This is a genomic window from Pseudomonas sp. FW306-02-D09B, from assembly GCF_058782685.1.
Genome location: NZ_JBYSXY010000010.1, coordinates 98,890 through 119,814, shown reverse-complemented (window position 1 = coordinate 119,814; position 20,925 = coordinate 98,890). Strand labels below are relative to the sequence as shown.

The window sequence follows — 20,925 nt, the reverse complement described above, 5'->3', positions numbered from 1 at the left end:
TGGAAACACTGGCTCACAAATCGAGCACACCCAGGAAAAAGCCGAACAGCATGTCCATCGATCGCTAATTAGAGGTAGGAAATATCTGAATAGCCTGGCATTCCCACGTTCTCAACTGGCGTCTATTGACACCCCGTCGACCACTCCCTTATCTAGGCGCTAACAGGCATTTCACAGTACTTGAATATAGTTAATCGCCTACTACCCTAACGCCTTCGACACTTCCGAAATGGACTTCGCTGCGATGTTTCAAGGAGAACACACATGACTTGTATGTCGAACAAAGTTGAACTGGCGGCTCCCGGCCTGACGCAGTCGCCCGGCTCTGCCATCAACATCACTTCCGCTGCTTACCTGCTGATCGAAATACCACCTTATGCCGGTATGGACGAAGGTGATCTGATCGAACTGTTCTGGGATAACTGCTATGTGGCCTCAAAGGTGCTCAACCGCGCAGAAGTCGGTCAGCCACTCAACCTGCGGATTCCCGAGAGTTTTATCCGCAACGGCAGCTCGCGTATCCACTACCGGCTCATGCAAGTCGGGCAAGGTCCGGCGCTGTCCGCGGCGAAACAGGTCCAGGTCAAACTCGACTGCCCGGGTGGTCAGCCACACACCCTGTGTGCAGATGAAAACCAGCACCTGGAGCCATTGGGTATTCCCGAGATGATTCGCCGTCACGGGGTCAATCCGAACCAGATCAAACGTGGCGTGCCACTGATCATCGAACCTTATCTGAACATGGCGGCTGATGATGAAATCACCCTGCGCTGGGGCGATGTGCGCATGGACCTGCCCAAGATCAAACCCGGCGAAGTCGGCCACCCGATCAACGTCTGGGTGCCGCCCTCAGTGATTCTTGAAGCCGGTGAAGATAACCGGCTGGAAGTCACCTACTGCATCCTCGATCGCGTCGGTAACAACTCGCGCTGGGCGCCTGCACGCACCTTGAAAGTCGGCTGCGCCAATACCTATCTGAAAGTACCGGCCAGGAAGTGCTGAAGGCCCCTGCCCCCTGCGACCGATGAGATCCCTGTAGCAGCTGGCGCAGCCAGCTGCTACAGGGTTGCGTTACATCCGCCCATGCGAACAACCACAGGGCTGATGACACCCTTCTATGCATATTCCTAAAAGTTAGTTCATTAATTTTTTATACGCGTTTAGGGTATATAAACCGGACCACCGGACATTCTTGATTTTGATTTCGCCGCACGCTGCGGCTTATCCATGAGATGTGAGGTAGGTATGGTCAGGAACATAATCACCCCGGTGCAAATCGCCAGGGCATTGCGTGCAGCCAAGGAGCGGCGCTGATGTCTAATCTGGCAGATGCAAACGTTCAGAGTGATCTGGACATTCCCCCGCTGTTGTTGCCCGCGCACGTTTTGCGCAACGACGCACAAGCCCTCGAAGCAGCCCGTGAACTCGCTCAGGTCGCCCGCTTGCAAGCCGCGCGACGCGATCAACAGCGCAAGTTGCCCTGGGCGGAAATCGAACAATTCACCCGCAGTGGCCTGGGCAGTATTGCCATTGGCAAGGCGTTCGGCGGTCCCGAGGTTTCATTCGTCACCATCGCTGAAGTCTTCGCGATCATTTCCGCGGCCGACCCGGCACTCGGGCAAATCCCGCAGAACCACTTCGGGATTCTCAACCTGCTCCAGCACACCGCCAACGAACGGCAGAAAAAGCAGCTGTTCCAGAGCGTGCTCGACGGCTGGCGGATCGGCAACGCGGGCCCGGAACGCGGCACCAAAAACACCCTGGAACTCAAGGCCCGCATCACCGCCGACGGTGATGGCTACGTCATCAATGGCCAGAAGTTTTACTCCACGGGTGCACTGTTCGCGCACTGGGTCGCGGTCAAGGCACTCAACGACGATGGCAAACAAGTTATCGCCTTCGTCCGTCGCGGCACTCCGGGGCTGCGCATCGTCGACGACTGGTCGGGCTTCGGCCAGCGCACCACGGCCAGCGGCACCGTGCTGCTGAACAATGTGCGGGTCGATGCTGATCTGGTGGTGGAAAACTGGCGGATCAACGACAGCCCGAACATCCAGGGCGCCGTGTCACAGCTGATTCAAGCCGCCATCGACGCCGGCATTGCCCGCGGCGCCATCGATGACGCCATCAGCTTCGTTCGCGAACGCGCACGGCCGTGGATCGACGCCAACGTCGAACGCGCCAGCGATGACCTCTACGTGATTGCCGACATCGGCAAACTGAAAATCGAACTGCACGCCGCCGAAGCGCTGCTGCGCAAAGCCGGGAACGTGCTCGATCAAGTCAGCGCCGCGCCGGTCACCGCCGAATCCGCCGCACGCGCCTCGATTGCGGTCGCCGAAGCCAAGGTGCTGACCACCGAGATCTCGCTGCTGGCCAGCGAAAAGCTCTTCGAACTGGCCGGCAGCCGCGCCACCCTCGCCGAGTTCAACCTCGACCGCCACTGGCGCAACGCACGCGTGCACACCCTTCACGATCCGGTGCGCTGGAAATACCACGCCGTGGGCACTTATCACCTGAACGGCACAAAACCAGCCCGCCATTCCTGGATCTGACCGACCAGACATCTGGAGAAACACATGACTCTTTCTCACCCCGTCGCGGTCATTACCAGCGATGAGCAAGCCCTTGTCGTCGCCAGCGATCTGGCCGAAGACTTCAAACGCGACAGCGCCCTGCGCGACCGTGAGCGACGCCTGCCCTACCCCGAACTGGAAGTCTTTTCGCGCTCCGGCCTGTGGGGCATCAGCGTGCCCAGGGAATACGGCGGCGCCGGCGTTTCCAACGTCACCCTGGCCAAAATCATCGCGCTGATCGCCCAGGCCGACGGTTCACTGGGGCAGATCCCGCAGAACCATTTTTATGCCCTCGAAGTACTGCGCGTAAACGGTACATCCGAGCAGAAAAAACGCCTGTACGCCGAAGTCCTCGCCGGTCAGCGCTTCGGCAATGCACTGGCCGAACTCGGGACCAAAACCGCTCTCCACCGGGTCACCAGCCTGACTCCCGATGGCAACGGTTTTCGAATCAACGGCCGCAAGTTCTACTCCACCGGGGCGATCTACGCACAACGGATTCCGACCACGGTGGTCGATGAAAATGGCGTCCAGCAACTGGCCTTCGTCCCGCGTGACAGCCAGGGCCTGACGGTCATCGATGACTGGAGCGGCTTCGGCCAGCGCACCACCGGCAGCGGCTCGGTGGTGTTTGAAGACGTCTACGTCTCGGCAGACGACGTGATCCCGTTTCAAAGTGCCTTCGAACGTCCGACCCCGGTCGGCCCGCTGGCGCAGATTCTTCACGCGGCCATCGACACCGGCATTGCCCGCGCAGCCTATGAAGACGCGCTGCATTTCGTGCGAAGCAAAACCCGCCCGTGGATCGACTCCGGCAATGACAACGCCACCGAAGACCCGCTGACAATCAAAAGCTTTGGCCACCTGAGCATTCGCCTGCACGCGACGGAAGCACTGCTTGAACGTGCAGGAGAATTCCTCGACCGCGCCCAGGCCGACACCAACGCCGAAACGATCGCGGCGGCCTCGATTGCCGTGGCCGAAGTCCGCGCCATCAGCACGGAAATCTCCCTGGCGGCCGGCAGCACGCTGTTCGAATTGTCCGGCAGCCAGGCCACCCTCGCCGAGCACGGGCTGGATCGTCACTGGCGCAACGCCCGCGTGCACACCCTGCACGACCCGGTGCGCTGGAAGTACCACGCGATTGGCAACTACTACCTCAACGATGAAAACCCGCCGCTGCGAGGGACTATTTGATGCCATCGCCTCTGACAAAGAAAAAAAAGATCCTGCTCAATGCCTTCAACATGAACTGCATCGGGCACATCAACCACGGCCTGTGGACTCATCCACGGGACAACTCGACCCAGTACAAGTCCGTCGAGTACTGGACCGAGCTGGCGCAGTTGCTGGAGCGTGGCTTGTTCGACGGGCTGTTCATCGCCGACATCGTCGGGGTGTACGACGTCTATCAGCACTCGGTCGATGTAACGCTCAAGGAGTCGATCCAGTTGCCGGTCAACGACCCGCTGCTGCTGGTGTCGGCCATGGCCGCGGTGACCAGGAACCTCGGCTTCGGCCTGACCGCCAACCTGACGTATGAGCCGCCGTACCTGTTCGCCCGGCGCCTGTCGACCCTCGATCACCTGAGCCGTGGCCGGGTCGGCTGGAACATCGTCACCGGCTACCTCGACAGTGCCGCCAAGGCCATGGGCCATCGCTCCCAGGTCGAACATGACCGACGTTACGACCAGGCCGATGAGTACCTTGAGGTGCTGTACAAACTCTGGGAAGGCAGTTGGGAAAACGATGCGGTGATCAACGACCGCGAGCAGCGGGTCTACGCCCAACCGAGCAAAGTGCACAAGGTCGAGCACCACGGCGAGTTCTATCAGGTCGAGGGTTATCACCTCTGCGAGCCCTCGCCGCAGCGCACGCCGGTGCTGTTTCAGGCCGGCAGTTCGGATCGCGGCCTGGTGTTCGCCGGGCAGCACGCCGAGTGCGTGTTCATCAGCGGCCAGAACAAGGCCTCGACCAAGGTGCAGGTGGACAAGGTCCGCGCCAGCGCCGCCGCTGCCGGGCGTAACCCCGAGGACATCAAGGTTTTCATGGGGCTGAACGTAATCGTCGGTGCAACCGAGGAGCTGGCCTGGGCCAAGCACGCCGAGTACCTGAGCTACGCCAGCGCCGAAGCCGGGGTGGCGCATTTCTCGGCGTCCACCGGGATCGACTTTTCCGAATACGAACTCGATGAACCGATCCAGTACGTGAAAAACAACGCTATCCAGTCCGCCACCAAAAACCTGCAAAACAACGACTGGACCCGACGCAAGTTGCTTGAGCAACACGCCTTGGGCGGCCGCTACATCACCGTGGTCGGATCGCCTGAACAGGTCGCCGATGAGCTGGAATCCTGGATCGCGGAAACCGGTCTGGACGGCTTCAACCTGACCCGCATCGTCACCCCGGAAAGCTACGTCGATTTCATCGACCTGGTGATTCCCGAGTTGCAACGCCGCGGGTCGTACAAGACCGCTTATGACGAAGGCACCTTGCGCGAAAAGCTGTTTCACGCGCAGGCGCATCTACCCGAACAACATTCGGGATCGGCGTTTCGACGCTAAAAGCTTCGCGAGCAAGCCCGCTCCCACAGGGATTGTGTGAACACCGGAGATCCACTGTGGGAGCGGGCTTGCTCGCGAAGAGGCCCCATCACACACCACACATTTATGCCCTGACTGGAATAACCATCATGACCAAAAAACGCTTAAAACACCCAGTCAAAGCACTGGCCCTGGCCCTCGGCCTCTTCAGCTCCATGACTTTTGCCACCGACGCACCGCTGAAAATCGGCACCACCGCGGCCTTCGCCATCCCATTGGAAGCGGCGGTCGAAGAGGCCGGTAAACAAGGCCTGAAGGTCGAGCTGGTGGAGTTCAGCGACTGGATTGCACCGAACGTCAGCCTGGCCTCGGGCGACATCGATGTGAACTACTTCCAGCACATTCCGTTTCTGGAAAACGCCAAGGCCGCTGCCGGGTTTGATCTGGTGCCGTTTGCGCCGGGCATCATCAACAACGTCGGCCTGTACTCGAAGAAATACAAAAGCTTCGACGAGCTTCCCGAGGGCGCCAGCGTGGCCATCGCCAACGACCCGATCAACAGCGGTCGCGGCTTGCAACTGCTGGCCAAGGCCGGGTTGATCAGCCTCAAACCGGGTGTGGGCTACAAGGCGACCGAAGACGACATCGTCGCCAATCCGAAAAAGCTGAAAATCCTTCAGGTTGAAGCCGTGCAACTGGTGCGCGCGTATGACGACGCCGATCTGGTGCAGGGCTACCCGGCCTACATTCGCCTGGCCAAGACCTTCGATGCCGGCTCGGCGCTGCTGTTCGACGGCCTCGACCACAAGGAATACGTGATCCAGTTCGTGATCCAGCCAAAAAGTAAAACCGACCCGCGCCTGATCAAGTTCGTCGACATCTACCAGCATTCGCCGGTGGTTCGCGCCGCGCTGGATAAAGCCCACGGCAAGCTCTACCAAGCTGGCTGGGAAGGCTGACCATGAATGCCGCCAATGCCCAACTTCGACTGCAAATCCCGCCATCCAGCAGTGCAGAACAGACCGAGCTGCACCCTGAGTTCAACCGTGCCCATGTGCGCTTTATCAGCGTGGGCAAAACCTACAACGGCCAACAAGGCCCGGTCGCTGCGCTGCACGGCATTGACCTGGCGATCCAGCGCGCTGAAGTGTTCGGCATCATCGGCCGCAGCGGTGCCGGCAAGTCCTCGCTGATCCGCACCATCAACCGCCTCGAACAACCGAGCACCGGTCGGGTGCTGATCGATCAGGTGGACATCGGCGAGTTCGATGAAGACCGTCTGGTGGCGCTGCGGCGGCGGATCGGCATGATCTTTCAGCACTTCAACCTGATGTCGGCGAAAACCGTGTGGCAGAACGTCGAGCTGCCGCTCAAGGTCGCGGGCGTGCCGAAAGCCGAGCGTGAACAGAAGGTCCGTGAACTGCTGGAACTGGTCGGTCTGCAAGGCAAACACACGGCCTATCCGGCGCAGCTCTCGGGTGGGCAAAAACAGCGCGTCGGCATCGCCCGGGCGCTGGTGCACGACCCGGAGATTCTGCTTTGCGATGAGGCCACCTCGGCCCTCGACCCGGAAACCACGCAATCGATCCTCGGCCTGTTGCGCGAGATCAATCAGCGCCTCGGGCTGACGATCATTCTGATCACCCACGAAATGGCGGTAATCCGCGACATTTGTGATCGGGTGGTGGTGCTCGAACACGGGCGGATTGTCGAGCAGGGGCCAGTCTGGGAAGTGTTTGGCAACCCGCAGCACGAGGTCAGCAAAACCCTGCTGGCGCCTCTGCAACACGGCTTGCCGGAAGAACTGCAAAGCCGCTTGCAGGCGCAACCGCACTCGTCGGAATCCGCGGTAGTGCTGCGCTTGCAGTTCACCGGCAACAGCACTGATGAGCCCGACCTGGCGGCGCTGTTCAGTGCGCTCGGCGGGCGAGTGCGCTTGCTGCAAGGCGGCGTCGAACGGATTCAGGGGCACGCCCTAGGGCAATTGTTATTGGCGGTAACCGGTTCGTCCTTGGACGCCGAAGAGTTGCACCAGCGCGCCAGTCACTGGGCACAACAGGTGGAGGTGCTGGGTTATGTGGTTTGATCGATTGCTGCAGGGCGTTATCGACACCTTTCTGATGGTCGGCGTGTCATCGCTGATCGCGCTGTTGGCGGGTATTCCGCTGGCGGTGATTCTGGTGACCAGTTCCAAGGGCGGGATATACCAGGCACCGGCGCTGAACCGTGCGCTGGGGGCCTTCGTCAACCTGTTCCGCTCGATCCCGTTCCTGATTCTGATGGTCGCGCTGATCCCCTTCACCCGCTTGATCGTCGGCACCACCTACGGCGTCTGGGCCGCCGTGGTGCCGCTGACCATCGCCGCTACGCCATTCTTCGCGCGCATCGCCGAAGTCAGCTTGCGCGAGGTCGACCACGGCCTGATCGAAGCCGCCCAGGCCATGGGCTGCCGACGCTGGCATATCGTCTGGCACGTGTTGTTGCCCGAGGCGCTACCGGGAATCGTCGGCGGTTTCACCATTACTTTGGTCACGATGATCAACTCCTCGGCCATGGCCGGCGCCATTGGTGCTGGTGGACTGGGCGACATTGCGTACCGCTACGGGTATCAGCGCTTTGATAGCCAGATCATGCTGACGGTGATTGTGTTGCTGGTGATTCTGGTGGCGGTGATTCAGCTGGGTGGGGATCGGTTGGCTCGAGGATTGAACAAGCGCTGAACGATCATCGGCATGGGAACGATCATCTTCAAGGGGTATATTCGGCGAACTCACCCTTTGCCTGCGCAGCCGCCATGAAACACACCCCCGACGACCTCAAACAGATCACCGCGACCACTCTGGGCCATTATGATCAGGTGGCCGAGAGTTTCCGTGAAGGCACACGCGACCACGATGTCAGCCAGAACATCGACGCGCTGTTGCGGCACATACAGGGCTCGGCGCCGTTCACCCTGCTCGATTTCGGCTGTGGCCCCGGTCGCGACCTGCAAACCTTCACCCGCATGGGCCATATCGCCATTGGCCTCGACGGCTCCGAACGTTTCGCCCAGATGGCCCGTGAGGACAGCGGCTGTGAGGTCTGGCAGCAAGACTTTTTGAAACTCGATCTGCCGGCCGAACGCTTCGACGGGATCTTCGCCAACGCGGTGCTGTTTCATGTTCCGGTTCAGGAATTGCCTCGGGTGCTGAAGCAGTTGCACGGGACGTTGAAGCCGGGCGGTGTGTTGTTCAGTTCGAATCCACGCGGGGATAACCGCGAAGGCTGGAATGGCCCGCGCTTTGGCGCGTATCACGACCTGGCGGCGTGGCAAAAGCTGCTGACTGAGGCGGGGTTTGTCGAGTTGGAGCATTACTACCGGCCGGCCGGGCTGCCGCGGGATCAGCAGCCTTGGTTGGCGAGTGTCTGGCGTAAAGCCTCTTAGGCATAATCGTTCCCGCGCTCCATTCAGGTCGACAAGGAATTCCGGCGCAGCTCGGCCGTCAGCTCGTCTATGCGCGGGTGCAGCGCCTTGCCGAAGGCCTCGCAGCCAGCAGGGCAAAGAAACTCAGGCCAACGACGAACTTCCGTCCGGGACCGGCGTTGCACAGCAACAACCGCACACTTTTGAGGATCATCGTTCTGCCGACAATAAGGCACACTGCCGGGCAACACAGCAGGAGCTCGCGGATGCTCAAAACCCTCGCGGTGGCCAATTACCGCTCGATCAATAAATTGGTGATCCCGCTCGGGCGCCTGAATCTCATCACCGGGCCCAATGGAAGCGGCAAATCCAATCTCTACCGCGCTCTGCGGCTGTTGGCCGAAACCGCTCAGGGCGGCGTGGTCAACGCACTGGCGCGCGAGGGTGGGCTGGATTCGACCTTCTGGGCCGGCCCGGAAAACATCAGCCGGCGCATGCGCAACGGTGAGGTGGCGGTCGAAGCCAGCGTGCGCCGGTCGCCCAAGCGCTTGCGCCTGGGCTTTGCCGGTGAGGATTTCAGTTACGCAATCGCCCTGGGCCTGCCGGAACCGTCGCTCTCAGAATTTTCCCTGGACCCGGAAATCAAGCGTGAATGCATCTGGTCAGGGCCGCTGTACCGCCCGGCGAGTCTGCTGGTGAATCGTGCAGGGGCGGTGATTCGCTCGCGGGTCGAGCGCGATTGGGAGGTGCTGGCCCAGCACACACCGGCATTCGACAGCCTGTTCGATCAGGTCGGCAGCCTGCACGCCTCGCCAGAGGTATTGCAGCTGCGTGAGTTTATTCGCCGTTGGCGCTTTTACGATCACTTTCGCAGCGACGCCGAGGCGCCGGTTCGTCAACCACAACTGGGCACGCGCACGCCGGTATTGCATCACGATGGCCGCGACCTGGCGGCAGCGTTGCAAACCATCATAGAAATCGGTGATCCCGAGGCGCTGCACGCGGCGATCAGCGATGCATTCCCCGGCGCCCGGCTGAACATCCAGCCGCTGCAAGGCGCGCGGTTTGCCGTCGAGTTTTATCAGGAAGGATTATTGCGACCGCTATCCGCCGCCGAGCTGTCGGACGGGACCTTGCGTTACTTGCTGCTGATCGCCGCCCTGCTGACGCCAAGGCCGCCGACGCTGATGGTGCTCAACGAACCGGAAACCAGCCTGCACCCGGACCTGCTGCCGGCATTGGCGCGGTTGATCATCCGCGCTTCGGAGCAGTGCCAGGTGTGGGTGGTGTCCCACGCCAACCGCTTGATCGCAGCATTGCAGCAAGCCCCCGAATGCAACGCCATCGTGCTGGAGAAAAATTTCGGCCAGACGGGAATCGTCGGCCAGGGGATGCTGGACGAACCAGCGTGGAACTGGCCGGATTGAACCTACACAGATCGTTCCCATGCTCTTGTGGCGAGGGAGCATGCTCGCGCTGGGGCGCGTAGCGGCCCTAAACCTAAGAATGCGTTTTGTCAGAAGCGGCTGCTGCGCATCCGAGCGGGAGCAAGCTCCCTCGCCACAAGAGCATGGGAACGCTCAAACAATCAGCCCTGCCACTTCCCGCCTTCGACAATCACGCTTTCAGGGTGGGTGTCATCGCTCAGTTCTTTACGCACGTACTGGTCGTAAAGCTTGAGCAGGTATTTGTCTTCACCCAGCTTCGCCAGCTCGGCGTTGACCCAGTCACGCAGTTCGATGTTGCCCTTCTTTACCGCAGGCGCAATCGGTGCCTCGGCACCGAGGGTTTCGGTCAGCACGCGGTAGCCCGGGTTCTGTTTGGCCCAGCTGAACAGCACCAGGTTGTCTTGCGCATATGCATCGCCGCGACCATTGGCCAAGGCTTGCAGGGACTCGGAATTTTTCTCGAACTTCAGCAGCTTCCAGTCCGGGTGGTTCTTGGTCAGCCATATATCGGCAGTGGTGCCAGTGGTCACGATAGTGGTGCGGGTCGCCAGGTCATCGAGGTTTTTGACCGAACTTGCCTGCGGCACCAGCGCCTGAACCGCAACCTTGAGGTTCGGGTTGGTGAACTCCACCGCTTCCTTACGCTCCGGGGTGACGGTCATGTTGGCGAGGATCAGATCGACCTTGTCGCTTTGCAGGAACGGAATCCGGCTCGCCGGCTCGACCGCGACGAACTCGACCTTGTTCTCGTCGCCCAGCAGGTCCTTGGCAAATTGACGGCCGATGTCGGTGTCAAACCCCACGTAGCGTCCGGCTTCATCGACGAAGCCGAACGGCGGTTTGTCGGTGAATACACCAACGATCAGCTTGTCCCGCGCCTTGATTTTCTCCAGGTAGCTGGCCGCCGGTGCCGCGCTGGCGGTAGAGGCCGCAGGCTTGGCGGCTTCTTCGGATTTGTTGCACCCGGCCAACAGCGCGAGGCCGAACAATGGGAGTAGCAGCAGTGAAGACTTGGCAGTTTTCATGAGGGTTCCAGTTCCTTTGCAAGTGTCTTTTTGGGCAGTGCTTCGACGTAGGAGAACTTCTCCAGGAACTGCTGCGCTCGTGCGGTTTGCGGGTTCGTAAAGAAAATCTCGGGAGGGTTTTGTTCGAGGATGCGCCCGGCGTCCATGAACACAATGCGGTCCGCCACCGCGCGGGCGAAAGCCATCTCGTGGGTCACGATCAACAGCGTCATGCCGTCGCGGGCCAGGCCCTGAATCACTTCCAGCACTTCCTTGACCATCTCGGGATCAAGGGCCGCAGTGACCTCATCGAACAGCATCACCTGCGGGTTCATGCACAGTGAGCGGATGATGGCGATGCGTTGCTGCTGACCACCGGAAAGCTGGCGCGGGAAAGCCTCGCGCTTGTCCGCCAGACCGACCCGTTCCAGCAGCGCCAAGGCTTGTTCGCGAGCTTCACGCGGTGGGCGTTTTTGCACCTTGAGCGGGCCGAGCAGGAGATTGTCGAGCACGCTCATGTGCGGGAACAGGTGATAACTCTGGAACACCATGCCGATCTGCTGGCGCACTTCGCGCCAATCGGTGGTCTTGTTCAGTAACTCGCGCCCGGCGAAACGCAGCTCGCCGCTGTGGGCGACTTCCAGACCGTTGAGGCAACGCAGCAAGGTGCTTTTTCCGCAGCCGCTGGGGCCGAGGATGACGATCACTTCGCCGGTTTTGACGCTTAAGTCGATCCCGTTGAGGACCTGATGCTCACCGAAGAACTTGTTGAAACCCTTGAATTCGATCAATGCACTCATGCTTGCGTCCAGCGCCGTTCCAGCACGCGGGAAGCGGCCGAAAGCGGGTAGCAGATAAAGAAGAAAAACAGGAATAACGCGCCGTAGATCAACACCGACTCGTAGGTACGCTCGATGATCTGCTGGCCGACCTTGATCACGTCGACCACACCGATCAACACCGCCAGCGAGCTGGTCTTGATGATCCGCGTGTAGACGTTGATGGTCGGTGGCGTCATGCGTTTCAGTGCCTGGGGCAGCAACACGTAACCGAACAGCTGGAGGCCGGACAGCCCGATCGACAACCCCGCTTCACGCTGGCCACGGGGCAAGGAATGCAGGGCGCCGCGCACCACTTCGCCAACTTCACTGGCGCCCCACAACGACAGCACCAGCACCGCACACCAGAAACTCGGCAGGCTCAGGCCGAAAAAAATCGGCAGGCCGAAGAACAGCAAATACAGCCAGACCAGCACCGGGATCGCCCGGAACAGTTCCAGATAGACTCGCAGCAACGCGTTCAACCACTTCGAATTCAGACTGCACAGCACGCCGTAGAGCACTCCGCCCACCGTGCTGATGGCGATACTCAAAAACGAAATCGACAAGGTTTGCGCAGCGCCTTTGCCTAACTGCGGCAAAGACACCCAAAGCAGCTCAAGACCCGAACTGGCCATGCTGGAGCCTCCTTTCCAGACGGCTGAGCAGCAGCGACAACGGCAAGAACAGCAACACGCAGATCAGCGTCAGCACGGCGAGCATTTCGTAGGTTTTGTAATACAGCGCGATGTAGCTCTTGGTGGTGTAGAGAATCTCCGGCACCGCCACCGCCGAGACCACGGTGGTTTCCTTGAGCAGGAAAATGAAGTTGGCGAACAGCGATGGCAGGCTGAGGATCCCCGCTTGCGGCAGGATCACGTAGCGCAGCAATTGCCAGCGAGACAAGCCGATCGAGCGCCCCGATTCCAGTTGCGCCGCAGGCACCGCTTCAACGCCGGCCCGCAACACTTCAGTGAGGTAGGCGCCGCCAAGGAAGGTCATGGTGATGATTGCCGCGGCAAAGCCGGAAACCTTCACCCCAAGTGCTGGCAATGCAAAGTAGACGAAGAACAGTTGAATCAGCAGCGGCGTGTTGCGCGCCAGCTCCACGTACAACGCCACCAGGCGCTGCAAGTACGGCGTGCGGAACACCAGGAACGTCGCGTTGATCAGGGCAACCAGCAACGAAGTGCTGATGGCGATCAGACCGACCTGCAGCGTCACGCCCACAGCGCGCAGAAACGCCGGCAGGGTGCTGAGGATGAAAGCGTAATCGAACGTCATTGAAGATCCTGAACGCCGCAGGGTAAGCGACGGTGGCGCAGTCCATTGGGCTGTGGATAACAACCCGGCAGGCACTAACCTTAAAGGTATAAAAAGAAACATTTAAATACCGATAAAGCATATTGATATCACGCAAAAAACTATTCGCTGGATTGGCGGCGGCAGCAGGAGACAGCTATTTCCCTTTGCGCTGTAGGAAGGATCTTTTTTTCAGATTGCCCCTCCAAGGACGAGCAGCGCGCGGCCACACTCCCCGGCCAAACCATCACAAGGACGATAAAAATGGCAGACGTGAAAACACCCCAGCGGCTGGATCCGCAGGACATCGTGAAGTTATTGACGGCGTTACGCAGGGCGTTGAAGGCCAGAGTGACCTGACTCATGCCCCCAGCTCCCAGGCTTTTGATCTCGTGGCGAGGGGGCTTGCCCCCGTTCGGCTGCGTAGCAGTCGTAAATCCAGCATCTCGGGTGAGCCTGATGAAACGCAGTGGCAGGTCTCGGGTCCGCTTTGCGGCCCAACGGGGCGGTGCGGCGTTCCGACAAGCCCCCTCGCCACAGGTCGAGCAATAAAAACGCCGACGCTATCGAAAGCCGTCGGCGTTGAAACCTCGAAAGGGTTTACCGCTCAATCAGAACGCCGGCAGTACCGCGCCGTTGTACTTCTTGGCAATGAATGCCTTCACTTCAGGGCTGGTCAGGGCCTTGGCCAGTTTCTGCATCGCTACGCTGTCCTTGTTGTCTGGACGCGCGACCAGGAAGTTCACGTAGGGCGAATCCGCACCTTCGATCACCAGTGCATCTTTAGCCGGGTTCAGACCCGCTTCCAGCGCATAGTTGGTGTTGATCATGTCCAGGTCGACCTGATCCAGCACACGCGGCAGCATCGCCGATTCCAGTTCCTTGAACTTGAAGTTGTGCGGGTTCTTGGCGATGTCTTTCGGGGTAGCCAGGGCGTTTTTCGGGTCTTTCAATTCGATCAGGCCGGCTTTCTGCAACAGGATCAGCGCACGGCCGCTGTTGCTGCCTTCGTTCGGGATAGCGATGGTCGCGCCGTCTTTCAGCTCAGCCAAGGTTTTAACCTTTTTCGAGTAGCCGCCGAACGGTTCGACGTGGACGCCGATCACAGTCACCAGGTGAGTGCCTTTGCCTTCGTTGAAGCTTTGCAGGTACGGCAGGGTCTGGAAGTAGTTGGCGTCCAGACGCTTCTGATCGACCTGCACGTTCGGTTGTACATAGTCGGTGAAGACCTTGATTTCCAGATCCACGCCTTCTTTGGCGAGGGTCGGTTTGATCAGTTCGAGGATCTCGGCGTGCGGCACCGGCGTTGCGGCAACCACCAGTTTTTCGCCAGCCTGGGCCAGGCCCGCAGTCAGGGCAGCCGCCAATGCGGTGAACAACAGAACCTTTTTCATGCAGTGTCCTTATTTGTCGTTGTCGACAACGGCTAAAAAATGAAATGCCAGTGACGTGCTATCGCTGGTGTGGTGCGGACGATACCGAGATATTTTATTCCCGAACAATATCTTTTATTCACTTTCATATTCCATTTTGTTCATACACAAAAAAGACACCTAACTCCTGTAGCGCGGGAGCTTGCTCCCGCGCCACAGGGGGTTAAAAGGTTTGCGTCAGGTTTTCGAGCAAACGTTTAAGCGCTGCGCGCTCGCCGGCAGAACCGGAGGTGATCACCTGCGTTGCCTCTCGCTCGATCAACTCCAATGGCGCAAGCACCTGAGGCAAATTCAAATGCGCAGGCGTTATTTCCTCGCCACTGCTCACCAGCAACGCAAAGTGAATGACGTTCTCCAGCTCACGGGTATTGCCCGGCCAGCTGTGCCGTTCCAGAACCTGCTGGGCCGCATCGCTGATAAACGGCACCGGCAGGTCGAGGCGCTGGCTGTAGATGCCGAGGAAATACTCGGCCAATGACTGAATGTCACCGACTCGCTCACGCAAGGCCGGTAATTCGAGCTGACCTTCGCTGAGGTAGTGGTAGAGCCGCTCATGGAATTTACCGGCCGCCACGGCTTGCGCCAGATCGATGCTGGTCGCCGCCACCAGGCGCACATCCACCGGGCTCGGTTGTTGCGCGCCGACGCGGGTGACTTCGTGATTCTCCAGGGCTGCGAGCAGTTTGATCTGAATCGGCAACGGTAAATCGCCGATTTCATCCAGGTACAACGTGCCGCCATTGGCCGAACCAAACCAGCCAGCGCGACTGCTGGCCGAGCCACTGAAACTGCCGCCGGCATAACCGAACAACTCGGCATCGGCGTAGGTCGGGCTAATGGCGCCGCAGTTGACCGATACGAACAAACCACCGCGATCACTGGCACGGTGAATGTGCCGTGCCAACAGCTCTTTGCCGCTGCCGGTTTCACCGCGAATCAACACCGAGATCGAGCGCGGCGCCAGTTGCTCCAGCTCCTGGCGCAGCTGTCGCGAACGCGGGTCAACAAATACCAGCGCCTTGGCGCGAATGCTCAACGGGCTTTTTTCAGCGTCGGGAAAAGTCAGCAAGGGCTGACCGAAAGATTCATGCAAACTCATGGCAGACTCCCGCCCAAAACCGCCGGGAGACGGGGGCGTTTAAATAAAAAAGAGGTTCAAGCGCGGCGCAGGGCGTGATGTTCCATGCGGTTTTGCAGGCGATACAGGTAGGCAAAACCCTGCTCCCAACGATGGTGACCGGACTTCACATTGATGTGCCCAGCCCCCGCCAGAATCCCCGCTTCGGCGCCCCAGTTACGTGCCAACTCCAGCGCCCGTGGAGCGCTGACAGCGGCATCGTTGTCGGAACTCACCACCTGGCTCGGGAACGGCAGCAGGTGCGTCGGAATCGGCGCAAAGTTACGCAACGCAGGCACGCAGGCCGGGCGTTCGACGTCGGCAGGCGCCACCAGCAAGGCCCCGCGAACCTGACGCAACGCCTGCAACGGCGCAGTAGCCGCCCAATGGGCAACGGTGATGCAGCCCAGGCTATGGGCGATCAGGATCACCGGCGTGCTGTCGGCATCAATCGCTTCGGCCAGCGCCGCGACCCAATCCTCGCGACGCGGCGTCAGCCAATCGGCCTGCTCTACCCGTGCGCTGTTCGGCAGACTGTTCTGCCAATGGCTTTGCCAATGATCCTCTGGCGATCCTTGCCAGCCCGGCACAATCAGGTAGCGAATTGACTCGTTGCGCATGGGGAGCTCTCCTGTGCGTGTCTGTTCCTGGTCGAGTATAGGGATAGGATTTATATTCGCTAAGGAATAAGAAGCTATTTATTAAGACCTATATCGAATATAAAACTGATCACTCTGTGGGAGCGGGCTTGCTCGCGAAAGCGGAGTATCAGTCGACATCAATGCTGAATGCCTGGGCCCCTTCGCGAGCAAGCCCGCTCCCACAGGGTCTGCTTGACGGACAGTTTATTCAGGACAAAAAAAAGGGGCCGCACCCTGCCAAGGAGACGGCCCCGGAAATCACTATTTTGTACCGCGCGCTCATCACGACAGCTCGGTGTTCCTCAAATGTTTAACACGGTTAGGTTGCGGTTCAATGAATCGATCTGCCTGTGCCTCCCCCCAACGCGACCGCTTCGATGGATGAATCATTGCTTCAATGACTTATTTCTTAAAGTAATATTTTATGATTTATATAGATCTGTATCGCATATAAAAATCAACACTTCCTGCCAGCTCCCGGAATCAGAGAGCTGCCGAGGAACACGCCTGGGAACGATTTACGCTTGAGCTTCCCGCACCGCTTCGGTTGTCTGCTGCGCCTTGCGCACAAACCGGTTCGCCCGTCCAAACGTACCGAAATCATTGAAGCGCACACCCATCTCGCGCATCACCTTGTGCGCCACCGGGACGGTCAGCTGGCGGATATAAAACGGTTCCTTCACCACAAAGTGATGGATGCCGTGGCTGCTGCCGAAGTTGAAGCAGAACGCCTGCAACGGCCACATCCACCAGGGATTCAGCACCTGGGTCTGCTGGATCACGTTACCCGGCTCGATGTCGCCGTAGTAGTGCATGTTCGAGCTGACGAAGTGCAGGCAAAAGGTGCGCAGCACGTTCGGGCCGATGATCACCACGGCGGCGATATCAATCACCTGCATCACCGACAGCATAGTCGCCGACCACTCCACTGAGCTGCCCAGCAAATACGCGATGCCGTTGGCCGCGTGAAAACCGAGAAACAGGTACCACGCGCCCCAGTGCACCAGCGCCAGTGGCGCGTAAACTTTCAAAGAGCGCTTGATGATGCTGAATTTATGCGCCCAGGTCTTGGCCCGCAGCATGCGGATAAACGCCGACATCACGTTGTCGCCGACCATCAGCAAACGCGCGATGCCCCACGGCTCGCCGTTGGTGATCGCACGCTCTTCCATGTCGGCTTCGCTGCCGGAAACCTTGTGGTGGTTGAGGTGCAGATGACGGCGGATCCAGGGGTTGATGGTGCTTGGCCGCGCCAGCCAGACCAACCCCATCATCAGATTGTGCGGCAGGCGTTGCTTGCGGAAATACATGCTGTGGATCAGGTCGTGTTCCAGCTCATGGGTCAGCGAGGCAAAAAACGCATTCAGCAGCAAACACGCCCACCAGGCCATGTGTCCGGTCATGTAGAGCGCAGCCGAACTGATCATCCCGGCCAGGGCGAAGGCCAGAATCCCCACGCCCAAGGCGTCCTGATGATCGAGAATCGGATAGCGCTTGCGCAGTTCGACACCGCGGGCGAGCACCACTTCACGAATATGTGCAGATCGTTGTTGTGCATTCAGGCGTTGAGGACTTGCAGAAGTACCGTACATGCTTCCATCCTTTAGTTATTGATGTTCGCATCCTGCCCTGTGCGATTGCTTCGGGCGTTAGCTGTGAACGCCAACCTGTTGACCGGAAGCGCCAATCATCATGATTGAACCCACCTCCCTCGCCAGCTGGACCCGCGCTTTGCGCAAGCAACTCGACGCCCTCGGCCTCGACAGCAACGCGCTGTGCCTGCAAGCCGGGCTCGACCCGCAGCTGATGGACGACCCGAACGCCCGCTATCCGTTATCGGCCACGACCCGACTGTGGGAACTGGCGGTCGAGGTCAGCGGCGACCCGGCGATTGGTTTGCGGGTGTCGCGATTCGTCAGTCCGACCACCTTCCACGCGCTGGGTTATGCGTTGGTGGCCAGCGGCAGTCTGCGCGAGGTGTTCGAGCGTATCGTGCGGTATCACCAGGTCATCAGCGACGCCTTGGACCTGGAACTGACCCGCGGCGAAGATCGCTATTGCTTCACCCTCAAGGTGCCCGAAGGCAGCCCGGCGCCAGCACGGGAAGCGATCGACGCCTTTGCCGCGATCTACGTGCGCACCTGTCGCAACCGTCTGGGCCGGGACTACGCGCCGCTGGCGGTGTACCTGCGTCGCCCGGAACCGGCCGACCCGAAACAATGGCACGCGGTGTTCCGCGCGCCGATCTTCTTTGCTGCTGATGAAGACCGGCTGGAGTTTTCCATCGAAGACTTCGAAAGCCATCTGGATGACGCCAACCCGGAACTCGCCGAACACAACGAAACCGTACTCAAGCGCGCCCTGACGCAACTGCGCCTGCTGACCTGGGAGCGCAAGGTGCTCGATGCCATCGAAGCACAACTGCCGGAAGGCGAACCCAGCGCCGAACGTATCGCCGAGACCTTGCACTTGAGTTTGCGCAGCTTGCAACGGCATCTGGCGGACGAAGGTTGCCGGTTCGATACGTTGCTCAATGAGTGTCGTGAGAATCTGGCGCTGCTGCACTTGCGAGACCCGCAATGCTCGCTGAGCGAAATCAGCTACCTGCTCGGATTCGCCGACACCAGCAGCTTCAGCCGCGCCTTCAAACGCTGGACCGGGATGACGCCGGGGCAGTTTCGCGATGGGTTGCGGTAAAGCGTCGGGATTTGGCCGCTTTTGCCGGCCTCATCGCGGGCAAGCCTTGCTCCTACGGATTCGCGTCGATCCAGCGTTGTGCTTCACCACAAATCCGTAGGAGCAAAGCTTGCTCGCGATAGCAATTTCCCAGACACCACAGAAGGCTCAGCGCCCCCGATCACGGCGCAGCAACTTGCGCACCCGCGCCACCAGCTCGCTCACGGCGAACGGCTTGAGCAGATAGTCATCCTCATGCAGCTCCAACCCGCGCAGCCGGTCTTCAATGCCATCCGTGGTGGTCAGGAACAGCACCGGCGTTGCACCGAGCTGGCGGATCTGTTGCAACAGCTGCCAGCCGTTGAGGCCGGGCAACATCACATCAAGAATGATCAGATCATACTCACCCGCTTCGATGAAGCGTCGCCCGGCCATGCCGTTGTCCGCTACATCCACCGCATAACCGGCTTCGCTCAGGCCTTGGGCCAGATGTTTCGCGGTCTCGGGTTCATCTTCCACTAACAGCAAACGCATGGCACACCTCGAATAATCATCACCACAGGCTAGGCGCCTTGGCGCACAAAGCCCATCACTAACGGTTATTTCGGATGAGGCGGCCGACTCAGACGCTCGCCATCGCCCGCAACCGACCTGCATCGAGGATCTCTATCTCGCCATAACTCAGGTTGAGAATGCCCTGGTTCTCCAGGTCCTTGAGAATCTGGTTGGTGGTCTGCCGCGACAGCGAAAGCAGCAACGCCAACTGCTCCTGCGGCAGCTGCAAGGTGCGCCGTGCCGGCTCGATCTCACCGTAGCCGTCGGCAATCATCAGCAAACGATGCGCCACGCGGGCCGGGGCCGGCAACAGGGTCAACTGTTCGAGATTGATGAACGTCAGGCGCAATTTATGGCTCATCAGCAAGGCCAGCTGTCGCCAGTAGTGCGGCTGTTCTTCGAGCAAGGTGAGCAGCGCTGCCTGCGGTATGTGCAACAGAATGCAGTGGCCCACGCCATAGGCGTCGTGGGTGCGCGGCTGACCATCGAACAGACTGATTTCACCGAACCAGTGCGGCGGCTCGATCAGGCTCAACAACGCCTCCTTGCCCTGCTCGCTCACGGCGCCCACGCGTATCGCACCTTCGAGCACCGCGTACAGACCACACGGTGGATCGCCGCGCTTGAACAGCCGTTGCCCCGGCGACAACCGCCGCACGCGGGCCAGGGACAGCAGACTATCCTGTAACGAGGGCGGCAAATGGCTGAACCACTGGCCACTCATCAGGCGTGACCGCCAGACCTGCATATCCATGAAAACTCCAAGATGATTGTCGTCTGGCTGACAGAGCAACGACGGACCGCAGGGCATGATCGAGATCCCTACAGGAGGAATAACAATGAAAAGCCTCGTTGACCACCTCAGTCAATACGCCGCGTACCACCGTGACCCGCGCAACATCGCCAGCCACTTCATTGGCATTCCGCTGATCGTGGTCGCCGTCGCGGTGTTGCTGTCACGGCCAGGATGGCCGGTGGCCGGGCTCTGGCTGTCTCCGGCGGTGCTATTGGCGCTGGCGTCGGCGTGGTTCTATTTGCGCCTGGAAGTACGCCTTGGCGGGGTGATGACGGTGCTGCTGGGCCTGTCCGTTTGGCTAGGCCAGATTCTCGCGGCGCACAGTACCTTGCTCTGGTTGAGCAGCGGCATTGCGATGTTTGTGGTCGGCTGGGCGATCCAGTTTGTCGGCCATCACTACGAAGGACGCAAACCGGCGTTTGTCGATGATGTGACAGGGTTGATCGTCGGGCCGTTATTTGTGGTGGCCGAACTGGGGTTTTTGCTGGGCTTGCGGCATGAGCTCAAAGAGCAGATCGAGGCGCGGGCGGGTGGGGTGCGAATTAATCGAAAAAATGCAGCAGCATAAGACGCTTTTGTGGCGAGGGAGCTTGCTCCCGCTGGACTGCACAGC

General features: G+C 59.8%; 22 protein-coding genes. 11 read left to right on the top strand and 11 right to left on the bottom strand.

Annotation, left to right across the window (positions count from 1 at the left end; all coding sequences use genetic code 11):
* Positions 1–264: 264 nt before the first annotated feature.
* The 9 genes from AC3WK5_RS17825 to AC3WK5_RS17785 all read left to right on the top strand — a co-directional run bounded on the left by AC3WK5_RS17825 (position 265) and on the right by AC3WK5_RS17785 (position 9,949).
* The gene (locus AC3WK5_RS17825; RefSeq protein ID WP_103318286.1) at positions 265–1,002 is read left to right on the top strand and encodes a hypothetical protein; all 738 of its coding nucleotides are present in this window, start codon (positions 265–267) and stop codon (positions 1,000–1,002) included.
* 311 nt (positions 1,003–1,313) lie between these two features.
* Positions 1,314–2,555 carry an SfnB family sulfur acquisition oxidoreductase gene (locus AC3WK5_RS17820; protein WP_103318288.1) on the top strand — a complete coding sequence of 414 codons (1,242 nt, stop codon included), beginning with the start codon at positions 1,314–1,316 and terminating at the stop codon, positions 2,553–2,555.
* Between the two features lie 24 nt (positions 2,556–2,579).
* Positions 2,580–3,773 (top strand): SfnB family sulfur acquisition oxidoreductase, encoded by a 1,194-nt coding sequence (locus AC3WK5_RS17815; RefSeq protein WP_103318291.1) that lies wholly within the window; start codon positions 2,580–2,582, stop codon positions 3,771–3,773.
* Positions 3,773–5,140 carry an LLM class flavin-dependent oxidoreductase gene (locus tag AC3WK5_RS17810; RefSeq protein WP_103318293.1) on the top strand — a complete coding sequence of 456 codons (1,368 nt, stop codon included), beginning with the start codon at positions 3,773–3,775 and terminating at the stop codon, positions 5,138–5,140. Before AC3WK5_RS17815 ends, AC3WK5_RS17810 begins: the two co-directional genes overlap by 1 nt.
* 128 nt (positions 5,141–5,268) lie before the next feature.
* Positions 5,269–6,078 (top strand): MetQ/NlpA family ABC transporter substrate-binding protein, encoded by an 810-nt coding sequence (locus tag AC3WK5_RS17805; protein WP_103318295.1) that lies wholly within the window; start codon positions 5,269–5,271, stop codon positions 6,076–6,078.
* Positions 6,079–6,080: 2 nt separating this feature from the next.
* Positions 6,081–7,205, top strand: a complete 1,125-nt coding sequence (locus AC3WK5_RS17800) for a methionine ABC transporter ATP-binding protein (protein WP_103318297.1) — start codon at positions 6,081–6,083, stop codon at positions 7,203–7,205.
* Positions 7,195–7,839, top strand: a complete 645-nt coding sequence (locus AC3WK5_RS17795) for a methionine ABC transporter permease (protein ID WP_103318299.1) — start codon at positions 7,195–7,197, stop codon at positions 7,837–7,839. Before AC3WK5_RS17800 ends, AC3WK5_RS17795 begins: the two co-directional genes overlap by 11 nt.
* 74 nt (positions 7,840–7,913) lie before the next feature.
* On the top strand, positions 7,914–8,543 hold the full coding sequence (locus AC3WK5_RS17790) for a class I SAM-dependent methyltransferase (protein WP_054595073.1): 630 nt from the start codon (positions 7,914–7,916) through the stop codon (positions 8,541–8,543).
* Positions 8,544–8,788: 245 nt separating this feature from the next.
* A complete protein-coding gene (locus AC3WK5_RS17785) occupies positions 8,789–9,949 on the top strand; it encodes an AAA family ATPase (RefSeq protein WP_103318301.1) in 1,161 nt (386 codons plus the stop codon).
* A gap of 161 nt (positions 9,950–10,110) precedes the next feature.
* On the opposite strand, the gene AC3WK5_RS17780 is transcribed toward AC3WK5_RS17785, so the two are convergent.
* From AC3WK5_RS17780 to AC3WK5_RS17740, 9 genes are all read right to left on the bottom strand, one after another.
* Positions 10,111–10,995, bottom strand: a complete 885-nt coding sequence (locus AC3WK5_RS17780; protein WP_103318304.1) for a transporter substrate-binding domain-containing protein — start codon at positions 10,993–10,995, stop codon at positions 10,111–10,113.
* Positions 10,992–11,774: an amino acid ABC transporter ATP-binding protein gene (locus AC3WK5_RS17775; RefSeq protein WP_103318306.1), complete on the bottom strand. Its 783-nt coding sequence runs from the start codon at positions 11,772–11,774 to the stop codon at positions 10,992–10,994. Before AC3WK5_RS17775 ends, AC3WK5_RS17780 begins: the two co-directional genes overlap by 4 nt.
* Positions 11,771–12,430 carry an amino acid ABC transporter permease gene (locus AC3WK5_RS17770; protein WP_103322142.1) on the bottom strand — a complete coding sequence of 220 codons (660 nt, stop codon included), beginning with the start codon at positions 12,428–12,430 and terminating at the stop codon, positions 11,771–11,773. Before AC3WK5_RS17770 ends, AC3WK5_RS17775 begins: the two co-directional genes overlap by 4 nt.
* A complete protein-coding gene (locus tag AC3WK5_RS17765) occupies positions 12,411–13,076 on the bottom strand; it encodes an amino acid ABC transporter permease (RefSeq protein ID WP_103320515.1) in 666 nt (221 codons plus the stop codon). The genes AC3WK5_RS17770 and AC3WK5_RS17765 overlap by 20 nt, the downstream gene beginning before the upstream one ends.
* Before the next feature lie 140 nt (positions 13,077–13,216).
* A complete protein-coding gene (locus tag AC3WK5_RS17760) occupies positions 13,217–13,459 on the bottom strand; it encodes a hypothetical protein (RefSeq protein ID WP_177474933.1) in 243 nt (80 codons plus the stop codon).
* 246 nt (positions 13,460–13,705) lie between these two features.
* On the bottom strand, positions 13,706–14,488 hold the full coding sequence (locus AC3WK5_RS17755; protein ID WP_054595067.1) for a MetQ/NlpA family ABC transporter substrate-binding protein: 783 nt from the start codon (positions 14,486–14,488) through the stop codon (positions 13,706–13,708).
* Positions 14,489–14,690: 202 nt separating this feature from the next.
* Positions 14,691–15,626 (bottom strand): sigma 54-interacting transcriptional regulator, encoded by a 936-nt coding sequence (locus AC3WK5_RS17750; RefSeq protein ID WP_103320514.1) that lies wholly within the window; start codon positions 15,624–15,626, stop codon positions 14,691–14,693.
* A gap of 56 nt (positions 15,627–15,682) precedes the next feature.
* The gene (locus AC3WK5_RS17745; RefSeq protein WP_103320512.1) at positions 15,683–16,264 is read right to left on the bottom strand and encodes an alpha/beta hydrolase; all 582 of its coding nucleotides are present in this window, start codon (positions 16,262–16,264) and stop codon (positions 15,683–15,685) included.
* A gap of 539 nt (positions 16,265–16,803) precedes the next feature.
* The gene (locus AC3WK5_RS17740; protein ID WP_103319435.1) at positions 16,804–17,877 is read right to left on the bottom strand and encodes a fatty acid desaturase; all 1,074 of its coding nucleotides are present in this window, start codon (positions 17,875–17,877) and stop codon (positions 16,804–16,806) included.
* A gap of 100 nt (positions 17,878–17,977) precedes the next feature.
* On the opposite strand from AC3WK5_RS17740, the gene AC3WK5_RS17735 reads away from it, so the two are divergent.
* On the top strand, positions 17,978–18,982 hold the full coding sequence (locus AC3WK5_RS17735; RefSeq protein WP_103319437.1) for an AraC family transcriptional regulator: 1,005 nt from the start codon (positions 17,978–17,980) through the stop codon (positions 18,980–18,982).
* Between the two features lie 147 nt (positions 18,983–19,129).
* Here the strand turns inward: AC3WK5_RS17735 and AC3WK5_RS17730 are convergent, their stop codons facing one another.
* Together AC3WK5_RS17730 and AC3WK5_RS17725 are read right to left on the bottom strand one after the other, a co-directional pair.
* Positions 19,130–19,495: a response regulator gene (locus AC3WK5_RS17730; RefSeq protein WP_103319439.1), complete on the bottom strand. Its 366-nt coding sequence runs from the start codon at positions 19,493–19,495 to the stop codon at positions 19,130–19,132.
* An 88-nt stretch (positions 19,496–19,583) separates the two neighbouring features.
* Complete coding sequence (locus AC3WK5_RS17725) at positions 19,584–20,270, bottom strand: Crp/Fnr family transcriptional regulator (protein WP_103319441.1); 687 nt, start codon at positions 20,268–20,270, stop codon at positions 19,584–19,586.
* An 85-nt stretch (positions 20,271–20,355) separates the two neighbouring features.
* Here AC3WK5_RS17725 and AC3WK5_RS17720 point away from each other — a divergent pair, with 85 nt between their 5' ends.
* Positions 20,356–20,880, top strand: coding sequence for an Mpo1 family 2-hydroxy fatty acid dioxygenase (locus tag AC3WK5_RS17720; protein WP_103319443.1), 525 nt, complete (start codon positions 20,356–20,358; stop codon positions 20,878–20,880).
* Positions 20,881–20,925: the final 45 nt, after the last annotated feature.

Coding starts and splice junctions, on each gene's coding strand:
- AC3WK5_RS17820 (WP_103318288.1), top strand. CDS start 1,314: ATGTCTAATCTGGCAGATGCAAACGTTCAGAGTGATCTGGACATTCCC.
- AC3WK5_RS17720 (WP_103319443.1), top strand. CDS start 20,356: ATGAAAAGCCTCGTTGACCACCTCAGTCAATACGCCGCGTACCACCGT.
- AC3WK5_RS17810 (WP_103318293.1), top strand. CDS start 3,773: ATGCCATCGCCTCTGACAAAGAAAAAAAAGATCCTGCTCAATGCCTTC.
- AC3WK5_RS17825 (WP_103318286.1), top strand. CDS start 265: ATGACTTGTATGTCGAACAAAGTTGAACTGGCGGCTCCCGGCCTGACG.
- AC3WK5_RS17730 (WP_103319439.1), bottom strand. CDS start 19,495: ATGCGTTTGCTGTTAGTGGAAGATGAACCCGAGACCGCGAAACATCTG.
- AC3WK5_RS17760 (WP_177474933.1), bottom strand. CDS start 13,459: ATGAGTCAGGTCACTCTGGCCTTCAACGCCCTGCGTAACGCCGTCAAT.
- AC3WK5_RS17740 (WP_103319435.1), bottom strand. CDS start 17,877: ATGTACGGTACTTCTGCAAGTCCTCAACGCCTGAATGCACAACAACGA.
- AC3WK5_RS17750 (WP_103320514.1), bottom strand. CDS start 15,626: ATGAGTTTGCATGAATCTTTCGGTCAGCCCTTGCTGACTTTTCCCGAC.
- AC3WK5_RS17805 (WP_103318295.1), top strand. CDS start 5,269: ATGACCAAAAAACGCTTAAAACACCCAGTCAAAGCACTGGCCCTGGCC.
- AC3WK5_RS17800 (WP_103318297.1), top strand. CDS start 6,081: ATGAATGCCGCCAATGCCCAACTTCGACTGCAAATCCCGCCATCCAGC.
- AC3WK5_RS17775 (WP_103318306.1), bottom strand. CDS start 11,774: ATGAGTGCATTGATCGAATTCAAGGGTTTCAACAAGTTCTTCGGTGAG.
- AC3WK5_RS17725 (WP_103319441.1), bottom strand. CDS start 20,270: ATGGATATGCAGGTCTGGCGGTCACGCCTGATGAGTGGCCAGTGGTTC.
- AC3WK5_RS17745 (WP_103320512.1), bottom strand. CDS start 16,264: ATGCGCAACGAGTCAATTCGCTACCTGATTGTGCCGGGCTGGCAAGGA.
- AC3WK5_RS17785 (WP_103318301.1), top strand. CDS start 8,789: ATGCTCAAAACCCTCGCGGTGGCCAATTACCGCTCGATCAATAAATTG.
- AC3WK5_RS17765 (WP_103320515.1), bottom strand. CDS start 13,076: ATGACGTTCGATTACGCTTTCATCCTCAGCACCCTGCCGGCGTTTCTG.
- AC3WK5_RS17770 (WP_103322142.1), bottom strand. CDS start 12,430: ATGGCCAGTTCGGGTCTTGAGCTGCTTTGGGTGTCTTTGCCGCAGTTA.
- AC3WK5_RS17780 (WP_103318304.1), bottom strand. CDS start 10,995: ATGAAAACTGCCAAGTCTTCACTGCTGCTACTCCCATTGTTCGGCCTC.
- AC3WK5_RS17815 (WP_103318291.1), top strand. CDS start 2,580: ATGACTCTTTCTCACCCCGTCGCGGTCATTACCAGCGATGAGCAAGCC.
- AC3WK5_RS17735 (WP_103319437.1), top strand. CDS start 17,978: ATGATTGAACCCACCTCCCTCGCCAGCTGGACCCGCGCTTTGCGCAAG.
- AC3WK5_RS17790 (WP_054595073.1), top strand. CDS start 7,914: ATGAAACACACCCCCGACGACCTCAAACAGATCACCGCGACCACTCTG.
- AC3WK5_RS17755 (WP_054595067.1), bottom strand. CDS start 14,488: ATGAAAAAGGTTCTGTTGTTCACCGCATTGGCGGCTGCCCTGACTGCG.
- AC3WK5_RS17795 (WP_103318299.1), top strand. CDS start 7,195: ATGTGGTTTGATCGATTGCTGCAGGGCGTTATCGACACCTTTCTGATG.